The following is a 19,350-nucleotide window of genomic DNA, read 5'->3' on the forward strand; positions in this document are numbered from 1 at the left end:
ACTCTCCTCCTAGTCATAGAGTCCCTCGAGCATCCAGCTCCCCGTCCGTGACAGCGCCAGCACGGCGAGCTCCTCGGCGCCCGCGGAGCGCACCACCAGCTGCAGACGGGCGGAGCGGGTGCCGCCGGGCGTCCACCAGCGCTCGTCGATCACGGTGGGGGCGCCGTGGGCGAGCACCGGATGCGCGGAACCGGCCCGCAGGCCGAGGCGCTGCAGCGCCGGGGTGCCGGGCGCGGTGACCAGGAGGCGCGCGGGCGAGGCGCTGAGCAGGCCGCGGGCGGTGACGACGACGGGCCCGCCCGCGGCGTCCTCGAGGACCACCGGCGGCAGCTCGCGGAACACCGTGGCGGGCACGGGGCGCGGCAGGGACCCCGGCCAGGGGCCCTCCCGTCGGGCGGGCTTCTCGCTGCGCCAGGGAACCAGCGTCACCTCGTCGGCGAGCAGGCGTCCGCCGACGAGGGCGGGGACCTGCACGGCGTCCTCCCCCGCCAGGCCCTGCGCGCGGGCGAAGGCGCGCGAGGCCCGCACGGCGGCCTCCCCGGCGCTGCCCCACAGGGCAGGGGCACCCTCCCCCGCCGGCGCGAGCTGCAGCGGGTGCAGGCCGATCCGGGTGATCGCGCCGGTCGTGGGGCCGCCGAGCTTCGCACGGGTGATCCAGCCGTCGCACTGCCAGCGGATGCGGTCGACGACGTCGGCCACGCTCAGCGCCCCGTCGTGCCGCCAGGTGCGCTCCATCTCCTCGCCGCCCTCGGTGCGGGCCACGATCCGCAGCCGGGTGCACACCAGCCCGCGCTCGAGGAGCATCGCGTGCAGCTGTTCGGCCAGCGGGCGGGCGATGAAGGCCGCCTGGTCGGTGCGCACCAGCGGGGTCTCCAGCGTGGTCTCGGCCAGGATCGGCTGGGTGGGGTGGTGGGCCGCGGGCGGGGCCGGCTCCTCGCCGCGGGCCAGCAGGTGCAGCGTGGCGATGTCGGGGCCGAAGCGGTCGGCGACCGCGGACGACGGCAGGGTGGCGAGATCTCCCAGGGTGGTGATGCCCAGACGCTGCAGCAGGTCGACCGTCTCGGCGAGGTCCAGCCGACGCTCGGGGCGGGTCGCCGAGGGCTGCCCGCGATGCCCCCAGCCGGGGCCGACGGGAGCGCTGCGCAAGGAGGTGATCGGGTGCGGGGCGAGGTAGTCGGCGCTGCGACCGGGGCGGACGACCCGTCCCGGAGGGGAGGCGAGCAGCGCGGCGAAGGGTCCGTCGGCGATCCCCACGGCGGCGTCCCAGCCGGTGAGCTCGGCGACGGCGTCGAGGAGGCGCTCGGCCAGGGCCTCCTCGCCGCCCTGATGGCGGGCGGGTCCGCGGGCCGACATCAGCAGCACCCCGGGGCGCAGCACGTCGACTCCCGCGGCGATCGTGTCGACCGCGGCGGCGACCAGCTCGAACAGGGCCGACTCGTGCTCCCGGTCGGCCTCCAGCACGAGCGCCTCGGGGCAGGCGGTACGGGCGGCGCGGCGCGTCATCCCCGGCAGTGCCCCGGTCTCCCGGGCTGCGGCGCTCGCGTGGGTGACGCGGTGCTGGTCGAGCAGGAGCACGGGGTCGACGGCCGGATCGACGGCCGGGTCCTCGCCGGGGGCCTCTTCGGACAGACGGCGCTGGTGCCTGTCCAGCGCGGCCACGAGCGGCCAGTCCGGGACGGTGACGGCGACCGTGCGGGTGGCGGCGGACGTGGTGGCGAGGGTGGAAGCGCGCGGGGCGGCACGGGCGGTGGTGCTCATCATCCGGCCCTCGGCACCGACTGCAGGAGACGGATCCCGGCGGGGGCGGTGGTCTCCGCGGAGCTCGTGCGCTCCTGCGGAGCCTGCGCGATCATGCCGCTCGCCTGCGGCAGCAGCACCTCGACCTCCCGATGCCCGGCGATCCCGCGACCGCTGGAGGTGACCGCGAGACGGCGCCGGCGCAGCCGCCCTGAGCCCGTCCCCAACCCGGTCCAGGCGTGCGTCGTGGAGCGCAGGGCGATATCGGCGCGTCCGGGAGGTGCGGCCGCGAGGACCAGGGTGTCGGCGGTGCGTGCCCGGCTCAGCAGGCTGCGCCACAGCGCGGGGGTCAGGTCGAGGTCCGGGCCGAGCACGAGCACCCCGACCCCGTCGGCGAGGGCGGAGAGCACCTGCGGACGCTGTTCCCCATGCGTAGGAGCGAGGGCGAGGCGGCAGGGGTCCAGCCCCGCATCGAGGGCGGAGCGCAGACCGAGGTCGGGCATGCCGGCGACCGCACACCAGGAGTCCTCCCCCGCCGCGGCGACGGCGAGGGACAGCAGCAGTGAGGTGCTCGCGGCGCCCTCGATCGCCACGGAGCTCCCTTCGCGCAGGCTGCCGCGGGGGAACAGCGAGGACAGCGGGCCCGGTACCGGGAGTCGGGTGCCCAAGCCGTCCTCGGGCTCGAGGTCGGGGGCGGAGTCGGGCCCGGACTCCACCGGTCGCAGGGAGCCTCCCCGCAGGGCGGTGCGGTCGATCCGTCCACCCCAGCGGGCAGCGCTGCGTTCAGCCGCGCCGAGGGCGGCGCGGGCCCGGGCCAGACGGTCGTCTCGATCCTCCGTCTCGGCAGCCGCCAGCTGCAGAGGCATGCTCATGGTCCACCTCCGTCCCCGACCCGCGGGAGCACAGCACGTACTCGAACAACTGTTCGAACTCTACGCCTCGCATGTCGGGAGTCAAGCCGTGCAGGTCGCAGGTTCGAACGTACGTACGGAGTCTGTGGCAGGGGTGTGACAGTCGATGACTAGCGGGGTGGAGTGGGGTGCGAAGAGGTGTCGGATGTCGGTGTCGGGTGGCTGATCGAGCGTGCCGTTCGGAAAGGATTGTGTGTCACAGGATGTTCCGGACAGCGCGCTCGACAAGTTCATTTGTCCTCCCCAGATGGTGCGTATCCACAATTGACTCGGCGCAAAACGGGCGAGGCACCTTTCCTCCCCAGCGGGCGCCTATCCACAATGTGCAGGTTGCGGCGTCTAGCGCGGCGCATGTCACGGTGTGCGTGAGGCATTGCGCGCCACTGCACCTCCGCACTCGCGATGATCGCCGGCTCCGCCCGAGAGCACGCCTCCACGTCTCACCCCAACCCGCACGGAACGACAGGCTCCGGGCTCCGGGCTCCGGGCTCCGGGCTCATCTTTCCTCCACACAAGGTAGTTATCCACATTTTCGGTTGATTGGTGTTGAGGTCTTTTGTGGGCGTGTTCGATGTTCTAGAATGGAAGGAACACGCTGGCACTGATGCTGGTGATTTCGTCGGCATCGCGGCTGGCGTGATTCGTGGGATGGAGGGGATTTGTGGTGGGAGACGAGCTGGAGTCCAGCAGCGCCCCGGGCCGCAGCCCGCAGGGCCGGTCCCGCGCCGATGGCGGCGACCAGCCCGCCACCTCACCCTCCGGCCAGGGGCTGCCCGGTGACGCTGCCACCACGTCCGCCAGCTCGCCCGGCCCATCTGACGGTCCCGGTGGCTCCGGTGTCTCGGGGAGTGCGTTCGGCCCGTTGGCCAGGCAGAAACAGGCCGGCCCCTCCCCCACGGTCAGCTCCGCGGGCAGTGGCGCGGGTGGGGAGGTGCCGGGGGTGCGGGCTTGGCCGGTGCTGGCCCAGGCCCCGCTGACTCCGCAGCGGATCCTCGCCAAAGCCGATACCAGCCCCGGTAGTGACCAGGCCGAGCGGGTCCTCGCGTTGCACGAGACGATGCGTGAACGAGGTCTGCTCTACGCTCGCCAGCAGGAACTGTTGGTCGCGTTTTTCACCCACGACCCCGCGACCGACGGGTTGATCGACGAGGCCGACATCTCCGCGATGAAGATCGCCACCGGACTGCGGGTGACGACGAACCAGGCCGAACGCCTCCTGCGCGATGCCCACCGGTCCGTCGACCTCCTCCCGGCCACGTTCCAGGCCCTCACGACCGGGGTGATGCCCGAAGGGTTCCACCACTACCTCCTGCGCCACATCCGTTCCCTGACCGATCAACAGGTCCGGGCTGTCGACGAACACGTCGCCGGATGGGACCTCGCCTCGATCTCCCGCCACAAATTCGAAACCCACCTCAAAACCCTGATCGTCCGCATCACCGCCGGGACCCTGCCCGTCCCACCGCGGACGCAGCGACGAGTGGATCTGGAGATCGCCGACCCCACCTGCGGGCTGGCCACCCTCTCGGTCACCGGGCCCATCCCCGAGATCAAAACCCTCGCCCACCGCCTGGATATCTCCGCCCGCACCGTGCAGAAAGCCCAACGCGCCGCCCTCGGCGACGATCACGCCGAGATTCCCTTCGACCTCGATCAGACCGTCCGCGACCGCGGCCGCCCCCTGTCGCTGACAGCCCTGCACTACGCGATCCTCACCCACACCCTCCTGGACACCGACCCTGTCCCGGCACCGGCGAGCCCGTACCGGATGCTGGTGACCGTCCCGGCCATGACCCTCCTCGGACTCGAGAACGCACCCGGCCTGATCGAGGGGCTGACCCCGATCCCCGCCGACCAAGCCAGAGCATTGGCGGCCGGGGAGGTGACGTGGCAGCGGATCCTGACCGACCCCACCACCGGTGCCTACCTCCCCGTGACCGCCGGCACCTACACCCCCTCCGCGCAGATGCGGCTCCAACTCCGCCTGCGCCACCCCGTCTGCGCCGCACCCGGCTGCACCCGCCCCACCGTCCTGGCCGCAGAGGACGACCACATCGAAGAGTTCAACCACCACAACCCCACCACCGGCGGCCCGACCGACCTGGCAAACCTGCACCGACTGTGCTGGCTACACCACAAAATCAAAACCGCCGGCCACATCGACCCCCAACGCCCCGACACCGAAGCCACCCCCGGGGCAGAGACCACGGCCGAGGCCGCGGCCGGCTCGTCGGAGAACAACCCCGACCCCGCTACCGGAACCCCGCCCCCACCGACCGGCACCGCTACCCCGGCGGTGGTCGAACCAACCGTGACCTGGTGGAGCATCGATGGTGACATCCACGCCACCACCCGAGAGAACGTCGACCTGCTGACCCCGCACCTCGCCCAAGCCCTCGACGCGGCCTGGAGCACTCACCAACACGCCCACGACGACGCCCTCCGCCTCCGCGAGACCGAAGCAGCCCGCCCGAAACGCGACCGCGTCCTCGAACAACGCCACCGCGAACACCAACGATTCACCCACCGCAACCGCCCTAGCCAGCACCCCCGCGACGACACCCCACCACCCCGACACAACTACGACCAACCCCCACCCTTCTAGAGCCTGACGGCCCGGCCGAGTTCACGCCTGCCTCGGTCGGTGACCCCCGCCGTCACACCATGACCCGACGGTCCCACGGACGAGCACGGGCTAAGAGCTCCGAATCTCTGAATCGACTCACGTCTCGGGACGCCCGGCTGCCACGCCTCCCGCACCTGCGATCATGAGGCTCCGGACATACCGCTTCGAAAGGGAGACCCATGCGCGCACTGGTGCTGCAGGAGAAGAACCGAATGGCGATCGAGGAGGTCGAGCCGGTCAGCACCCCCGGTCCTGGTGAGGTCCGCGTCGCGATGCACACCGTCGGGATCTGCGCTTCCGACGTGCACTACTGGACTGACGGGAAGATCGGCCCGTTCGTCGTCGAGGCGCCGATGGTCCTCGGCCACGAGGGCGCGGGCACGGTGGTCGAGATCGGTGAGGGCGTCTCCCACCTCGCCCCCGGAGACCGTGTCGCCATGGAGCCGGGCGTCCCGGACCCCGCCTCCCGCGCCGTGAAGGAAGGCCACTACAACGTGGACCCCGCAGTGCAGTTCTGGGCCACGCCGCCCGTCCACGGCTGCCTCACCGACGAGGTCATCCACCCCGCCTCCTACACCTTCAAGCTTCCCGAGAACCTCAGCTTCGCCGAGGGCGCCCTCATCGAGCCCTTCTCCGTCGGCATGTTCGCCGCCACCAAGGCCGGCATCAAGCCCGGTGACGTCGCAGCCATCGTCGGCTCCGGCACCATCGGCATCATGACCGCCCTCGCTGCCCGCGCCGGCGGTGCCAGCCGCGTCTACATCAGCGACGTTCAGCCCGAGAAGCTCGCCCTGCTGGACGGACTGGAGGGGATCATCCCCGTGGACGCGACCCAGGAGGACCTGGGTGAGCGGGTCCGCTCCGAGACCGACGGCTGGGGCCCCCAGGTGGTCTTCGAGGCCTCCGGTGCGACCCCCGCCTACAAGAGTCTCTGGTCGACCCCGGCACCGGGTGGCCGGATCGTGTTGGTCGGCATGCCCATCGAGCCGGTGCCGTTCGACATCGCCACCGCGCAGAGCCGCGGCGTCTCCCTGGAGACCGTCTTCCGCTACGCGAACGTCTACCAGAAGGCCATCGACCTCGCCGCGAGCGACGCCGTCGACCTCTCCCGCTTCGTCTCGGAGACCTTCACCTTCGACAACTCCGTCCAGGCCTTCGAGCGCTTCCTCGAGGGGCGCCCGACGGACGTGAAGCTGCAGATCACACTGTAAAAAGCGAGCAGTTCGGGGCGGCCATACGGTGGCGACCTGACGGGTCCCAGAAGGGCTCTCCGAGCTGTTCGCACACCCCGTCCGCCCCGTGCTCCGGCCGCGAAATAGGGCCTCCCCGCAGTGCCTCCAGTTGTGTGGATAAGTGCGTCCGGATGCCCGGATGTGTGCCACGATGGCTATCCCAATGGCCATCCAGATGCCCGACTGGAGACGTCCGGATAGCCATCTGCGAGGGAGGCGGACACATGTCGACGAGCGCACAACGCCGGGAGTATGGGACCGGCTCCATCTACCAGCGCGCCGACGGGAAGTGGATCGGCTCCTTCCCCGCCGGGCACACGAGGAGCGGCAAACGTCGCCGACTCACGGTGGTCGCCGACACCGAGCAACAGGCGCGCTCGCGCATGCGCTCGAAGATGCGCGAAGTCGCGGGCGGCAAGGCACCTGGCGATCCGACAACCGTCGCGGGATGGTCAAAGACCTACCTTGCCGAGCACGCCCTGCGGAATCGCAACAGCACGACGAAGAACGTCAACTGGGCCATCGGCTACGTCGTCGAGGCCATCGGCGAAGTGAAACTGGCCAAGCTGCGTCCCGCTGACTTCCGACGCGTCCATGAGTTCGGAGCGAAGAAGGGACTCTCCCCTTCGAGCGTCCTGCGTCTGCACGACCGGCTGAAGGCGATGCTGAAAGCTGCCGTGCTGGAAGGACTGGAGATACCGCCAGCGGCCTTGATCGTGCAAGGACCACCGGTACCGACTAATGACCGGATCGCCATACCGATAGACACGGTGGGCAGAATCTTCGAGGCTTCCAAGCGCGAGTCGCACGATGCGCGCGCCATCGTCCTTCTCGGATTCTTGGCAGGCCTTCGACGCGGCGAGATGTCAGGACTCACCTGGGATAGGATCGATCTAGACCGCGGAGTCCTCGTCATCGACCGGCAGCTCACCAGGTTCGGGTGGTCGCACGGCTGCGATGACACCTGTGGCAGGACGCCACGGTCATGCCCGAAACGGTGGGTCGCGGCGCCGACGCATCTCGGGTATGAGGTTATCCCCCGAAGTTCTCTTGTGCTGGGGCCTGTTAAAACGGCCCGCGGGCGACGAGAGGTGCCCATCGTGGACGAACTGGCCGAGCATCTACTGAAGATGCAAGCGGCTGATCGACCGTCAAGCTGGGACGGTGTTCCGCGATTTGTCCTACTCACGGCTATCGGCGGTCCCATGGGTCAACACAGTCTCGATGTTCTCTGGAAGCAGGTACTCCAGCGCGCCGAGACCAAGCACCCTTCGGGGCGGAGTTGGAACACGCACGAGATGCGACACACGTTCGTCACCGAGCTGATGCGCACGAACACCCACTCCAGCATCATCGAAACGATGGTCGGCCATGCAGAGGAACGATCCACGCGCGGATACATCCACCCGTCGTCCATCGATGCACGCTCCGCCGCCGACCGGGTAGCAAGTGGGTTCTTCCAGAGATGACGGCCCACGGTGGTCAACGCTGACGACGCTGGGCGTCCCACGAGCGCGATCACTCGCCCACTGCATCGAACATGTCGACGCCATCGAAGACTAACGATCCCTCCCCCGGGGCTGTCCTGATGCTGGAGCCTCAGCAGGTCTACTCCATCAACGAAGCAGCCGAGTTCCTGCGCATGAGCCGAACTACCGTCTACGCGCTGATGCGGACGACAGACCCTTTCGACTACCTCCCGAGCGTCAAGCCCCACGAGGGAGGGCGACGTCGTGTGATCCGCCGCCAAGCCCTCGACGAATGGCTTGAGCGTCACGAGGAGCAGTAGCACTCCACCGTCAAGCGAACGCTTCTGGAGTCGTTCGCGAAGTACAGTTACGTGAGCCGAAGCTCTGCACAAATGGAGGCGGTCAGTACTTCGACGACGACGAAGACTGGAGATTGGCCTCCGACGGACGTGACCGTGCAGTACGCACGCTCTCTTCCTCGTATACCCGGCGTCCCACGGCACATGACCTTCGCCCACTTGCTCGGTAACCGGAGACACCGGGGCAAGAGGGAGAAGAGCCGCCATGACCGACCTTGCACAACACGCCGATCCGCACCTCCTCGATGACCCCCGCACTGCACTTTTGGTCTTGCGTACCGCTGAGTTCGGTGACGATGCCCAGGTCCTCGACGAGCTCGCCCGGTCCAAGGTCACCAGCGGGGTGCTGCGGAAGCTCGCTCACAACCCAGCGACGGCTGAGCACACCCTCGAGCACCTGATCGACATCGACCAGCGGTGGCTGACCTTCCCCGTCACCCGTCGCCGTGACCTCTCCCCCGCGTTCATCGACCGGATCGCCCGCCGGCTCACCGACCGCAATGCGATCTTCCACGCCTCCTCCGCCCCAAATGCTGCCCCGGAGACGCTCCGGTACCTGGCCGGGCACCCGTCGGCTCCCCCGGCGACCCGAAAGACCGTCACCCAGCGTCTCGGCACGGAGACGACCCTCACCCCGTGAAGATCTCGCCGGCGAGAATGACGAACGGGGAGTCCACCGTCGGGTCGGCCACAGCGAGCTGACGGCCGCCCCGCTCCCCCTGACCCGGGTCTTCGACGCCTATTCAGGCAATACGATGGGCACACTTGTAAACCATGTTTGTCGAGCGCGACCACAAACGCTGCATCACCGATCTCATTTGGCCGCTAGCAAGAAGCCCCATCGCAGACAATGACGCCCGCTTGACGGCCTAGCTATGGCGAGCGTGAAGGAGAAAGCTCGGCTCCGAACGTTGCATCCAGCTGAGGCGTTCAGGTCTGCGGCGCAATACCACGTGAGCAGGGGACTCACCACGGCACATGCCAGCCGTACGTCGTCGCGTACTCCGCCCCGAATCCGAAATGGTCCCACTGCGAGACCGGGGTGCCCAGGACGCCTTGCGACAATACGCTCGGACCGTCCCAGATTCGCACCTTATTCCGCCCACCCGTATCTGCCCCCATGAGCGAGAAGGAATCAGCTAGTGACCGGAGCTGCTCATCATTGATCGCAAGCCGTGAGTACAACGAGGTGAGGAAAGAGGCGAGAATCTCGCCCTGGCTCTGGGCGGCGTTTAAGACAAACGCGGAGCGAATCTTCGTCTGAGACATCGCCTCAATAATTTGCTGTCTTTCCTCCGGAGGCACGCCCTCCAACATCTCAGGCCAATGTGGCATCGGCAGCTGGACCGACTTGATCTGGTTCCAAGTCCCGAGATCCGGGACGCAGACTAGATCCAGCGATGCCCTCGGCCTTGTCGCGTGCCGTTGGTCCGCCTCAAAAAGGTTCCTGGAAACGTTCTGGGACGGATTTGACCCGTCCCCCTTCCAGCCATGCGAGTGAGCTAGCAGGCCGTAGGGAAATGATCGGCTCAGTTCCTTGCGGGGTGTCCCTTCCCTGGGTGAAAGCGAGCGGTCCAGACGGGCACAAGACGCTGCCGCTTCCGCGATCGAAGCGGCCCTTAGAGTCGACTTCACGGAGAACGCGGCCGCGACGCCTCCTGCGAGAATTTGCGTCTCCTCCCGGAGCGACTTTGGGTAGTTGGGGCGGAGGATGACGATGTCCGTCTCCTCCCGGGTTTCGCCTGTGTCCACCTCGCCAACGATGTACCTGCGCGTCTTGGCTTCATACTGCGGAGGAAGCCAGTTGGTGAGGAACGATTTCCATCCCGCCTCGATCGTGTGTCCGGTTTCCTGCACACGACCACTTATCCCAGAGGTCGCCTTGAAAGCTTCCTCGTACTCTTCCGACATCTGCCGCGCCGTACGTTGGAGCCAGAGGATGTGTTGCTGCGAGGGTTGGCTCTGTTGCTGGCCCAAGGAGCCGAATCCGTAGTCCTCTGCGTCGTCGAACGCCACGATGTCGTTCATCTTCCCACCTATCAGATCAGCCACTTGCCGCTCTCCCGGGAACACTATCCTCCAGGTCGGACGTACTAGGCGCGTACATCCACTGGCGCTTAGGGTGACGCGCTCTGGCGCGGTGGGCGGGTCTCCGATTTCAGGAAGCGAACTGAAAGAGGCTGCGCGGCTATCGGGCCGATGCGAGCAGTGTGCAGACGCGGGCGTAACCAGTCGCGATCACACCGGCCCAGTGAGCAGTCCGAGAGGTGGAGACCCCGCTGCTGATGGCGTGGTCTGCGACGGTCGCTGCGAAATGGGATGAGTCACGAGCCAACTTGCGGTCTACCCGGACACCTCCCTCAGACTGTTGCGCAGGTGTTCTCGGCCGTTCTTCCCGAGCTTCCCGGTGAGAGAGACTCGGCCATTAGCTCCTCGTGTTGTCTCTAGCTCTGCGGCTCCTATCGCCGCCGGTCCACAACACCCGAGCGAGCGATAGCGTGATCGTCCCGCCGGAGCCCGACTTCGCCCACTGGTGCCGAGCACAGGCCGGCCCAGAGGGAGGAGGCAACGTGACGTTGACGCACTACGACACCCTCGGCGTGCCCCGCGACGCCTCGAGAGTGGAGATTACCGCGGCCTTCCGTGCCCAGATGAGGGCGTTGCACAGTGATGCTGGAGGGGACGACCAACTCGCCAAGCACGTGAGCTCCGCGTACAACGTCCTGTCTAATGCCTCCCGCCGAGCCATCTACGACCGGACCCTGGCAGTCCAGGCCCCGTCTGCCGCCTCCGCGCCGGCGAAAGACTCGAAGGCCGGACGGCACCGCGTGTTCCATCCCGAGCACACGGCACGAGCCACTTCGATGCTGGAGGTCGATCCTTCCCAGTGGAATTGGCACATCCCCGCCGACGCGCACTCTGCCGACGGGGGCGTGAAGGCTCCGCGCCGTCAGCACGTCCGCACGATCCTGCTCATGCTTGCTTTCGTTGCCTGGGCGTTGGCTGGAGCAGCGGCCGCCACGACGCTCGGACTGCCGCTCGCGCGCATCGGAGCGCTCTCGACAGCGGTGGCTCTGTTGTGCGGGCTGGGAGCGCATCTGGTCTGGTCGGTCCTGGTGATCGCGCGGGGCATCCTCCGGCGCTGGGGGTCGATCGCGGCGCTCCTCATCACCGCGGCCGGGGCCTTCTGCATCCACCTAGATGCCGGCACTCCCTTGCCCATGCTCGGCAGCGTGTTGTGCCTGCTTGCAAGCGCTCTGACAACCTATGCGTCGTTCGGAGTCGTGCTGGCCCGAGTCTCCCGGGACGAGGGCATCATCGACTCCTCGTTCATCACCCAGGTCGGCGCCACCTCGCTCGGCCCCCGGAACGCAGACATCGAGCGACTGCTCTGCGCCCTCACAGGCGCATTCGGCCACCGCGACGGGGTGCGCGTGATCCTGCTGCCCGACCGCGTGACTCCGCGGCCCAATACCTCCCAGGTGCGATCGCAGGTCGCCGTGGTCGTCGGCCGTTCCGTGCACCTGATCGCCATCCCTCCGCTCGGCGCCGACGGCCTGGAGATCTCAGGGTCCGAGGTCATCAGCAACGGCCTGGTCCACCGCAACGTCGTCCGCGACGAGGTGCAGGCTCTCTGTGGACTGTACGGCCGCGGCGCCGACGTCCACGGATATGTCGTACCCACGCAGCTCTCGACCGCTTCGCCGGCGGTTCAGGAGGTCGATGGGATCTCGTTCGGCTCGCTCGACCAGGTTATCGATGCGGTCGGGACAATCGCCGACTCGAGCCTCGATCAGCCCAACACGCTGTTCCGCCACCGGGCACTGGAGTCCATGTCACTGTTGGTCTGAATCTCTTCAGGTGCAGCCGAGAAGCTCATCGTTGACGCCACCACCAGCGCGGGGTGGGAAGCTGGGCCTCCTGCTCGATGGGGAGCACATCCAGGCCTCTGACATCGGCTACAAGCTCCTTCTCCCAGCCCTCCATAACCCGCGCAAAGACGCGGCTGGCGGGGATATTGGTGACCCAAACCCGACCGGTTTTATCCTTTGGCGCTTGGCGCTCACGGGCGAAGTATTCAGCTTGGCGAAGGTCGAGACTCCAGGAGAGCCCTGCACGGTTGGCTTCGGTCGCACCGCGGTAAGCACGCACAGTCCGTCGAGGGCGAGGCTGGACGATGCCATCCTCGGTGTACTCCACGACTTCGAACATCGCCTTCCAGGTTTCGACCGGTACCCGGCTATTCCCTTCTCTTCCCACCCAGAGTCGCGGCAAGAAGTAGGTAAGAGATGCTTGTGAGAGCTGTCCACGGTTGAACAACCTCACCAACTCAGCTTCTGGAGCTAGGTCCCCAGTACGGCCAATGATGCTCGTAATCTGATCGACGTCCGAGTCGGTATGCACGATCCGATTCCGGCTCAAGCCCGCTTCGACGTCAGCTCGTTTAACCATGGATCGGCTCTCCTTGAAAGTAGTCGGTCTCTAGTTTGCGGTCAACGATGGCCGTTGCGTAACCGTCAGGCAGGCTCGCGATAGTCCGCGAAGAGGTCTCGGGCCACGTTAAGGACTTCCTGCACGCGTACGGTGAGCTCGCGCCGTGCGGCAGGCTCCGAGATCTCGAGTCGTTCGAGGAGATCGCGCCTGGTGGGGAACTCTCCGATCGCGTGGTGAATAAAGTACACGCGCGCAACGTCGGCTGACCTGACTGGTTCACGCTTCAGGCGCCGGGCGCGCAACCGTTCCCGCTCCCGGTCCAGCTGCTCGCACCGTGCGACCACAGCTCCGATCCGGTCTGACCAGTTCACCGACCCTGCATCCGCTGGTGCCCTGGCCGCCATCCGTTCATCGATCTCCAACGAGGCCGCGCCAAGCGGCACCGCCCGAGCTGCATGCAGGTCACTCCGCGAGATCAGCGCCCCCTGGCGCGCTGCGTCCTTCCGGGTCGCGCGCATCCGGTCGTTGTGGAAGACCACGAGCTCCTCGTCAGATGGCAGACAGCCGTGCTCGACCTCGAACAGCTGACGGGACTTGCCCACGTGGGCCGACTTGCGGTCCTGCGCGCTACCGCCGGGCACACCTGCGGTGCCGTCAAGCAGCCCCTGGCGTCGATCGTCACGGATGCAGGATCTCGTCTCGGACTCCAGAATCATCGGGAGGTTCGCGGTGTAGTTGAACACCGAGCTGGTGCCGGGGCCGTCCTTGGCCCGCCAGCGCTGATTTATCATCCGCAGTAGGGCCTGGCCGAAGTACGACAGCGCCAGGTTGTCGTCATCCCGCTGCAAACGCGCAACCCGCTTGACGCGCCGAAGGGCGCGGCGAACCTCGAGCATCTGGTCACCGAGGAACTCGTCCAGCCTCAGCTGCACTTCCGCCTCGCTGCCCGCGTGTAACACCGTGCACAGCTCCGCCTTCCAGGGCGTGTCGAGCGTGTCCCGATCGCACTCGCACCAGGCATGATGCTGCGCGAGGCGCATCGTCGCGGTAGCTCTGGCCTGGACCATCGTCAGCTCGCTCTTCTGATCGAGGACAGGTGTCGGTAGCCGAAGTGCCAATGCGCCAGGTGACGCCGGTAGGCGGCAACGCGCGAGATCCGCTTCTGGTCTAGAGCATCCGTGGAGCCATTGAACTGGGGCGTCATTGGTGGTTCCTGACCTGGCTGGCAAGCTGAAGGCAGTCGTTCAAATCGAGCGAGACTGCCCGACCCGCTCGGATTCGGCCGATTCGCTGACCGAAGACGACCATCGAAGTTCAGACGCGGCCGAAGCGAATCTGTAGATGCGCCCAGGCTCACACACGCATCCATGGATGACAACCCTTAGATGCGGGGGGCCGACACGAGCGCATCTATAGATTGCCCGACGGATTCACGTGCGGTACGGTCGGCGCGAGGCGGGAAGCAGGAACCGCTCGCCCGCCAAGTACACCGGAACGGGGAGCTGAGGCCGCAATGCCAAACGAGCCGCAGTCCAAAGTGCCAGCTGGCGACGATGTTCCAGGGCTGGCCGATCGACTTGATCTGCTGTTCCGAACGGTCCCCCGAGGCCACGAAAGCTCCCAGCTTCACACCTCTGCCTCTATTGCCGAGGAGCTCGAGCGCCAGAACATCTCCGTGACGCCAAACCACATCCGAGCCCTACGCACCGGACGTCGACGAAACCCTTCGTTTCGACTCCTCGCGGGGCTCGCCGATATCTTCCAGGTGCCCCTGGACTACTTCGTCAACGACTCCGTCTCGGCCGAGATCCAGGAGTCACTGAAAACGGTGGTCGCCATGCGAGATACCGGCGTACAACAGCTCATGATGAGAGCCCATGGCGTCTCCGCTGAAAGCCTAGGACCGGTTCTCGCGCTGCTCGACCAGATCCGCCGTATTGAAGGGCTGGACGCCAGCAACGACCGTCCAGGTGATGATGACTGACTCTCCGACGAAGCTGAGCCTAATGGGACGCCTGATGCCAAGCATCATGCGTCTACGGCGATCCAACCGGAACCACCTGACACGAGACCATGTGCGCAGACACCTGGCGGAGTTGGCAGAACAGCCGCAGTCGTACGACCCTCCCAAGCGGTTGCGCCGCGGAGTTCGAGTCGACACTCAAGATCAGCACGGCTGGACGATCCACGCCATCGCACCCACCGACATTGAACCTCAGGGAACCGTCGTCTACCTCCACGGCGGCGGGTGGATCGATGAGGCCGCACAGCAACACTGGTGGCTAGTCCAGCAGATCGCCGCCGAAGCAGGCACCACCGTGCTGATGCCGGTCTATCCATTGGTCCACACCGGAGGTGCCGCCGAGTTCGTCGTCCCCATCGTTGCGGAGCTCAGCGCGAACACCGAGGGCCCATTGGTGCTAATGGGCGACTCTGCCGGCGGCACCATCGCGTTGTCCACCAGCCTCCTGCTGAAGGAACGCGGGCGCCCTGCCGATCTCACGCTCCTGATCTCCCCCGCGCTCGACATGCGGATGGAGAACCCCGAGATCGATGAAGTCCAGCCCCGAGATCCCTGGCTCGTGAAGAAGGGTCAGCTGATGTTGACCGAAATGTGGATCGGTGAGCACGGAGACGATCCCATCCTCAACCCGTTCTTGGGCGACGTCCGCGGAGTCGGCCGACTCGTCATCTTCAGCGGAACTCGAGACCTATTGAACCCCGACACCCGCCTCTTCGTCGCTCGCAGCTCAGAAGCCGGAGCAGAGGTCGAGTATCACGAACAGCCTGGACACATTCATGTGTACCCGCTGCTCCCGACGCCCGAAGGCAAACGCGCCAGGCGGGCAATCGTCGACGCCGTCCGTGAGACCGTCACGACGCTGTAGGAGTGTTTAAACATGGGCCGCAGATTCTCGATGCAGGTGCGGGATGCCATTCGCATGGCGGACTCCATGATGCCGCTGAGCGGCGATGTCGAAGACCTCCTCACAAACTTGTCCCGGACGCGCGATCGAAGAATCTCCATCCTGACTGCGCCCCTGACATCACCTCTGTCGGGCCTGCTGATTGCCACCGGCAAGGCTGACTACGTCGTGGTCGGTGACGAGGCGTCTCCGGAGCGCCAGGTCGCGATCGTCTGTCACGAAGTGGCACACCTGCTGTTGGGACATGACGACAACCAGCCGTTATCGTCTGGCCTCATCGAATCGGGCCTACTTCAAGGGCTCAACCCGGATCTGGTTCGCTCGGTCGTCGCAGGTCGACATGCTTACGCTCACGCCACGGAACTCGATGCAGAGACGGTAGCTACGCACATATCCATCCAGCTCCGGCGGAGGGTCATGCGCGGCGGGCACACCTACTATGACGAGCTCTGGTGGTGATCCCACAGGATGAACTGGGCGTTCGCTGCACTCGGCCTTTGCGCTGGCATCCTTGGGATGGAGCGCTCGTGGCGCCTGCGAGGCGAGCTACTTTCGCTCACTCAGAGGGCAATCATCGTTGCGCTCTTCGGCATCGGCGTCGGAGCACTCGCGTACGGCACGGCCGACAAAACGGAACAATTTTATAACATTGGTCGCCTCGCGTGGCATTGCTCAGCCGTGATCATCCTGGGCGCACTCGAGGTGCTTATCGCTACCCTTCGATCGGAAATCGTCTCCGTCAGAGCGACCCGGCGGATAGTCGCCCGTTCAAGCTTCGCTGTCGCTCTCATCTTGGCTGCTTGGCCCCTCGGAACAGCGCACGAAGCCTCGATAGGTGTGTCCAAATTCTCGGAACATGACTTCGCCTCCGTGGTCACACACCTGGTGTTCCCCGCGTACGTCATTTGGGCGTTGGCTCAGGTAATCATCTTGAGCATCTATAGATTTCCCCGAGACATCAAGCGTAGGCCGATCAATACGATTGCACTGTTCCTGATCGCGCTCGGTTGCGGCGGCTTCATCTGGACCAACGCCACCTCAGCGATCTACATGAACACTGGTCGGGCATCGGAGAGCGAAGGGGCCCTTGCCCTTTCACCCCTGAGCCTGGGCATCTGCGTGGCCGGTGCCACGACGTTAGGTGTCGGAGAAAGGTTGTACGACGAACTGATGTCCCGATACCAGCTCGCACGCCTCGGTCCCCTCTGGCGGCGCATGATTGAGCTTTCGGACCAAGATTTTCACCTACCGGCGCAGAGTTTCTCCGCGCCGGCAAGGCTGCAACGAGCCTACGTCGAGATCGCCGACGCCATCTGCACACTCCGCGTGGTCGTTGACGGAAGCCACGACCCGGATTCGATCGTCTCGGCACTTCGACGAGGTGACGTCACCTCTGATTCTTCGCAACCGACTCTCTCACGCACTCTCCCTCCGCGACGGACCCGCCGAGAGGACCTCCAGCTCATCACTGTTTTGGCGACCGCGTACCGCCGTGGTGCCACGACTACAGGGCATCTTCCTGCGGAGCGGCATTAATCCTCACCTGCCAAGAATGCTGCTCAGCACTCCCGCGACAACTCGGCTCGCACGCGTTCCATCGGCCAGCCGGCGGCGTCGAGCAGGTCGATGTCCTTGTGCTCGAACGGGGCAAGATTCGGTGGAACCATGGCGGCTTCTCGTTGGTCGTGGGATTGGTCAGCGGGGCGGCATGGGCAGGTAGAAGGTGCCGTGCGGGACGTCCGCTCGGATCCGCAGTGCGGTGCGCTCAAGCACGCGCCACGACTCGCGGGCGTGGTGTCCGCACAGGTAGATCGGACCGGTCACGTAGATCGCATTCACCCTGGCCAGCGCGGCCGGGCAGCGGTCACAGGACGTCTGCTCGGAGGTGACTGTCGGGGTCTGCCCGAACAGGGTGTCCGCGTGCCGGGGCGGGACCGACAGCGGAGTCGCCTTGAGCGCGGTGTGCGGCGTCGTGATGGTCATGCAGCTCCAGTGGGCGATGCCGTACCGTCGCGGGACGGTCAGTGAGGTGTCTCCGTCACGACGGCACCGCGGGGGATGTAGCCATCAGCCTCGATGCGGGCATGAGGCTCGATGACCACGTTGTCCTCGATGACCGAACGCTCCCCCAGCTCAGCTCCATACCCCGTCTGCGCACCGTGCCCAACCGTCGCGCCTTCGCCGATCATGGAGCCGTTGATGACGGAGAAGTCTCCGACCCTCACCTTGTCGAAGATGTCTGTTCCCGCGCCGGTGGTCACGGCGTGACCGACCTCCGCTGCAGAGCCGACGATGGTGTGCTCACCGAGCCGCGCACCGGATCGGATCGTGGCGCGGTCCAGGACCTCGCAGTCCCGGTCGAGCTCGGTGGCCCCCTCATCTGCGAAGGTGCCGCTTGGGCCGTGGATCTCGACGGACTCCCCGATCTCCGTACCGTCCTGGAGCTTGATCGCACCGTCGAGCACCGAGCCGGCACCAATCACGATGGTGCCGTTCAGCTCGCTGGTCCCGCTCCCACCCTTGATCGCGACTCCTTCGCCGGTGGACAGCTCTCCGGCGACGACGGCGCCGCTGAGGGTCGTCTTGTCGCCGAGCTGCGTGTCGTCGGCGAATCGGGAACGGCCGTCCGTCCCCGCCTTTACACCGTCACCGATCTCGACGTTGTCGCCCCATGTGCTGCCACCGAGCAGTCTCGAGCGGGCACCGACCTCGAGCTCGTCACCGAACGTTCCCTCGAGCCGGCTGAGGGCTCCGACCCGCGATCTGTTGCCAACGCTCGACCCGGCGTGGATCTCCGTGCTCTTACCGATCGTGACAGCATCCCCGAGCCGGACCGAATGCCGGATGGACGATCGGTCCTCGAGCACGCTGCACTCGCCGATCACGGCACCCTCATCGACCGTGACGCGCACGCCGATGCGCGTGAAACGCTCGACGTGCACGTCCCGACCGAGCTGAGCTACCTCGCCTACCGAGACCTCTTCGTCGAGCTCAACCCCGTCGCCGACCGCAGAGCCGGCCTGCAGGATGGCGCCCTGGCGGATGGTGGTCCCCTCCCCCACACTGGCGCCTTCCCCGATCGAGGCATCGTCCTCGATGCGCGTCCCCGCGCCGATCCGGGCGCCGTCTCGGATCACGACACCTTCGCCGATGCTCACGCCCTCGCTAATCGTGACATCCTCACCGATCCGGCCGAAGCCGCCGATCTGGACACCGTCCCCGAGCTCGGCAGTGGCAGCTACCTGGGCGTCCTCCCCGAGGATCGGACTGGCCCCGGTACCCGGAGCGGGGATCCGGATATCCGCCTCGCCGCGGGACACGGCACTGAATTCGCCCTTGTTCCCCTGCTCGCCGGTATCGCGCTTGCGCACCTTCTCATCGGGGCTCGCTGCTGCCCTGGACTTCGTCGCCATGGTCAGTTCCTTCCTCGTCGTAGTCATCCGCCGGTCGACCGGAAGCGCCTCACGGAGCTCGTCGACGATCTGTCCCAGCTCTGCACGGTGTGCGAACCCGTACAGCGCGACGAGCAGCACCGCGAGCAGACCCACCAGGACGCTGCGGGCGCGCGCGAAGCGGGGCGGAGAGTTCCAGCTGCTCATACCCGGCGCAGTGGGCGACGGCAGCTCCTCGCGGGACGAGTCCTCATGTAGGTTCT

Annotated in this window: 17 protein-coding genes; 10 read left to right on the forward strand and 7 right to left on the reverse strand. The window is 66.5% G+C overall.

Translation table 11 applies throughout. The features are described 5' to 3' along the window. Window positions 1-9: 9 nt before the first annotated feature. Window positions 10-1,758, reverse strand: coding sequence for a DNA polymerase Y family protein (locus tag JOF43_RS13745; RefSeq protein WP_209902855.1), 1,749 nt, complete (start codon window positions 1,756-1,758; stop codon window positions 10-12). Next, on the reverse strand, window positions 1,758-2,609 hold the full coding sequence (locus JOF43_RS13750) for a hypothetical protein (protein ID WP_245354110.1): 852 nt from the start codon (window positions 2,607-2,609) through the stop codon (window positions 1,758-1,760). Before JOF43_RS13750 ends, JOF43_RS13745 begins: the two co-directional genes overlap by 1 nt. A gap of 979 nt (window positions 2,610-3,588) precedes the next feature. Here JOF43_RS13750 and JOF43_RS13755 point away from each other — a divergent pair. The 5 genes from JOF43_RS13755 to JOF43_RS13775 all read left to right on the forward strand — a co-directional run bounded on the left by JOF43_RS13755 (window position 3,589) and on the right by JOF43_RS13775 (window position 8,974). Then, a complete protein-coding gene (locus JOF43_RS13755) occupies window positions 3,589-5,253 on the forward strand; it encodes an HNH endonuclease signature motif containing protein (RefSeq protein WP_209902857.1) in 1,665 nt (554 codons plus the stop codon). Window positions 5,254-5,453: 200 nt separating this feature from the next. Then, entirely contained in the window at window positions 5,454-6,485 is a 1,032-nt protein-coding gene (locus tag JOF43_RS13760; RefSeq protein ID WP_209902859.1) for an NAD(P)-dependent alcohol dehydrogenase, read from the forward strand. A gap of 245 nt (window positions 6,486-6,730) precedes the next feature. After that, entirely contained in the window at window positions 6,731-7,975 is a 1,245-nt protein-coding gene (locus tag JOF43_RS13765) for a tyrosine-type recombinase/integrase (protein WP_209902861.1), read from the forward strand. A 119-nt stretch (window positions 7,976-8,094) separates the two neighbouring features. Beyond that, window positions 8,095-8,295 (forward strand): helix-turn-helix domain-containing protein, encoded by a 201-nt coding sequence (locus tag JOF43_RS13770; RefSeq protein WP_209902863.1) that lies wholly within the window; start codon window positions 8,095-8,097, stop codon window positions 8,293-8,295. Window positions 8,296-8,539: 244 nt separating this feature from the next. Next, window positions 8,540-8,974, forward strand: a complete 435-nt coding sequence (locus JOF43_RS13775; protein ID WP_209902865.1) for a hypothetical protein — start codon at window positions 8,540-8,542, stop codon at window positions 8,972-8,974. A 326-nt stretch (window positions 8,975-9,300) separates the two neighbouring features. On the opposite strand, the gene JOF43_RS13780 is transcribed toward JOF43_RS13775, so the two are convergent. Further along, window positions 9,301-10,362: a DUF6602 domain-containing protein gene (locus tag JOF43_RS13780; RefSeq protein ID WP_209902867.1), complete on the reverse strand. Its 1,062-nt coding sequence runs from the start codon at window positions 10,360-10,362 to the stop codon at window positions 9,301-9,303. Between the two features lie 542 nt (window positions 10,363-10,904). Here JOF43_RS13780 and JOF43_RS13785 point away from each other — a divergent pair. Then, a complete protein-coding gene (locus JOF43_RS13785; protein WP_209902869.1) occupies window positions 10,905-12,185 on the forward strand; it encodes a J domain-containing protein in 1,281 nt (426 codons plus the stop codon). Between the two features lie 25 nt (window positions 12,186-12,210). Here JOF43_RS13785 and JOF43_RS13790 read toward each other — a convergent pair whose 3' ends face one another. Both JOF43_RS13790 and JOF43_RS13795 read right to left on the reverse strand, forming a co-directional pair. Next, window positions 12,211-12,786: a hypothetical protein gene (locus tag JOF43_RS13790; RefSeq protein ID WP_209902871.1), complete on the reverse strand. Its 576-nt coding sequence runs from the start codon at window positions 12,784-12,786 to the stop codon at window positions 12,211-12,213. 65 nt (window positions 12,787-12,851) lie between these two features. Further along, on the reverse strand, window positions 12,852-13,835 hold the full coding sequence (locus JOF43_RS13795) for a hypothetical protein (protein WP_209902873.1): 984 nt from the start codon (window positions 13,833-13,835) through the stop codon (window positions 12,852-12,854). A 446-nt stretch (window positions 13,836-14,281) separates the two neighbouring features. On the opposite strand from JOF43_RS13795, the gene JOF43_RS13800 reads away from it, so the two are divergent. The 4 genes from JOF43_RS13800 (at window position 14,282) to JOF43_RS13815 (ending at window position 17,231) form a co-directional block, all read left to right on the forward strand. After that, complete coding sequence (locus JOF43_RS13800; protein WP_209902875.1) at window positions 14,282-14,752, forward strand: helix-turn-helix domain-containing protein; 471 nt, start codon at window positions 14,282-14,284, stop codon at window positions 14,750-14,752. A gap of 91 nt (window positions 14,753-14,843) precedes the next feature. Then, window positions 14,844-15,656: an alpha/beta hydrolase fold domain-containing protein gene (locus tag JOF43_RS13805; RefSeq protein WP_209902877.1), complete on the forward strand. Its 813-nt coding sequence runs from the start codon at window positions 14,844-14,846 to the stop codon at window positions 15,654-15,656. Between the two features lie 12 nt (window positions 15,657-15,668). Further along, a complete protein-coding gene (locus JOF43_RS13810) occupies window positions 15,669-16,154 on the forward strand; it encodes a hypothetical protein (protein WP_209902879.1) in 486 nt (161 codons plus the stop codon). A 9-nt stretch (window positions 16,155-16,163) separates the two neighbouring features. Next, on the forward strand, window positions 16,164-17,231 hold the full coding sequence (locus JOF43_RS13815) for a DUF6545 domain-containing protein (RefSeq protein WP_209902881.1): 1,068 nt from the start codon (window positions 16,164-16,166) through the stop codon (window positions 17,229-17,231). A gap of 159 nt (window positions 17,232-17,390) precedes the next feature. Here the strand turns inward: JOF43_RS13815 and JOF43_RS13820 are convergent, their stop codons facing one another. After that, the gene (locus tag JOF43_RS13820; RefSeq protein ID WP_209902883.1) at window positions 17,391-17,678 is read right to left on the reverse strand and encodes a DUF7455 domain-containing protein; all 288 of its coding nucleotides are present in this window, start codon (window positions 17,676-17,678) and stop codon (window positions 17,391-17,393) included. Between the two features lie 38 nt (window positions 17,679-17,716). Further along, entirely contained in the window at window positions 17,717-19,294 is a 1,578-nt protein-coding gene (locus JOF43_RS13825) for a DapH/DapD/GlmU-related protein (protein WP_209902885.1), read from the reverse strand. Window positions 19,295-19,350 lie beyond the last annotated feature (56 nt).

The organism is Brachybacterium sacelli (genome assembly GCF_017876545.1).
In the GTDB taxonomy this organism is placed as follows: Bacteria; Actinomycetota; Actinomycetes; order Actinomycetales; family Dermabacteraceae; genus Brachybacterium; species Brachybacterium sacelli.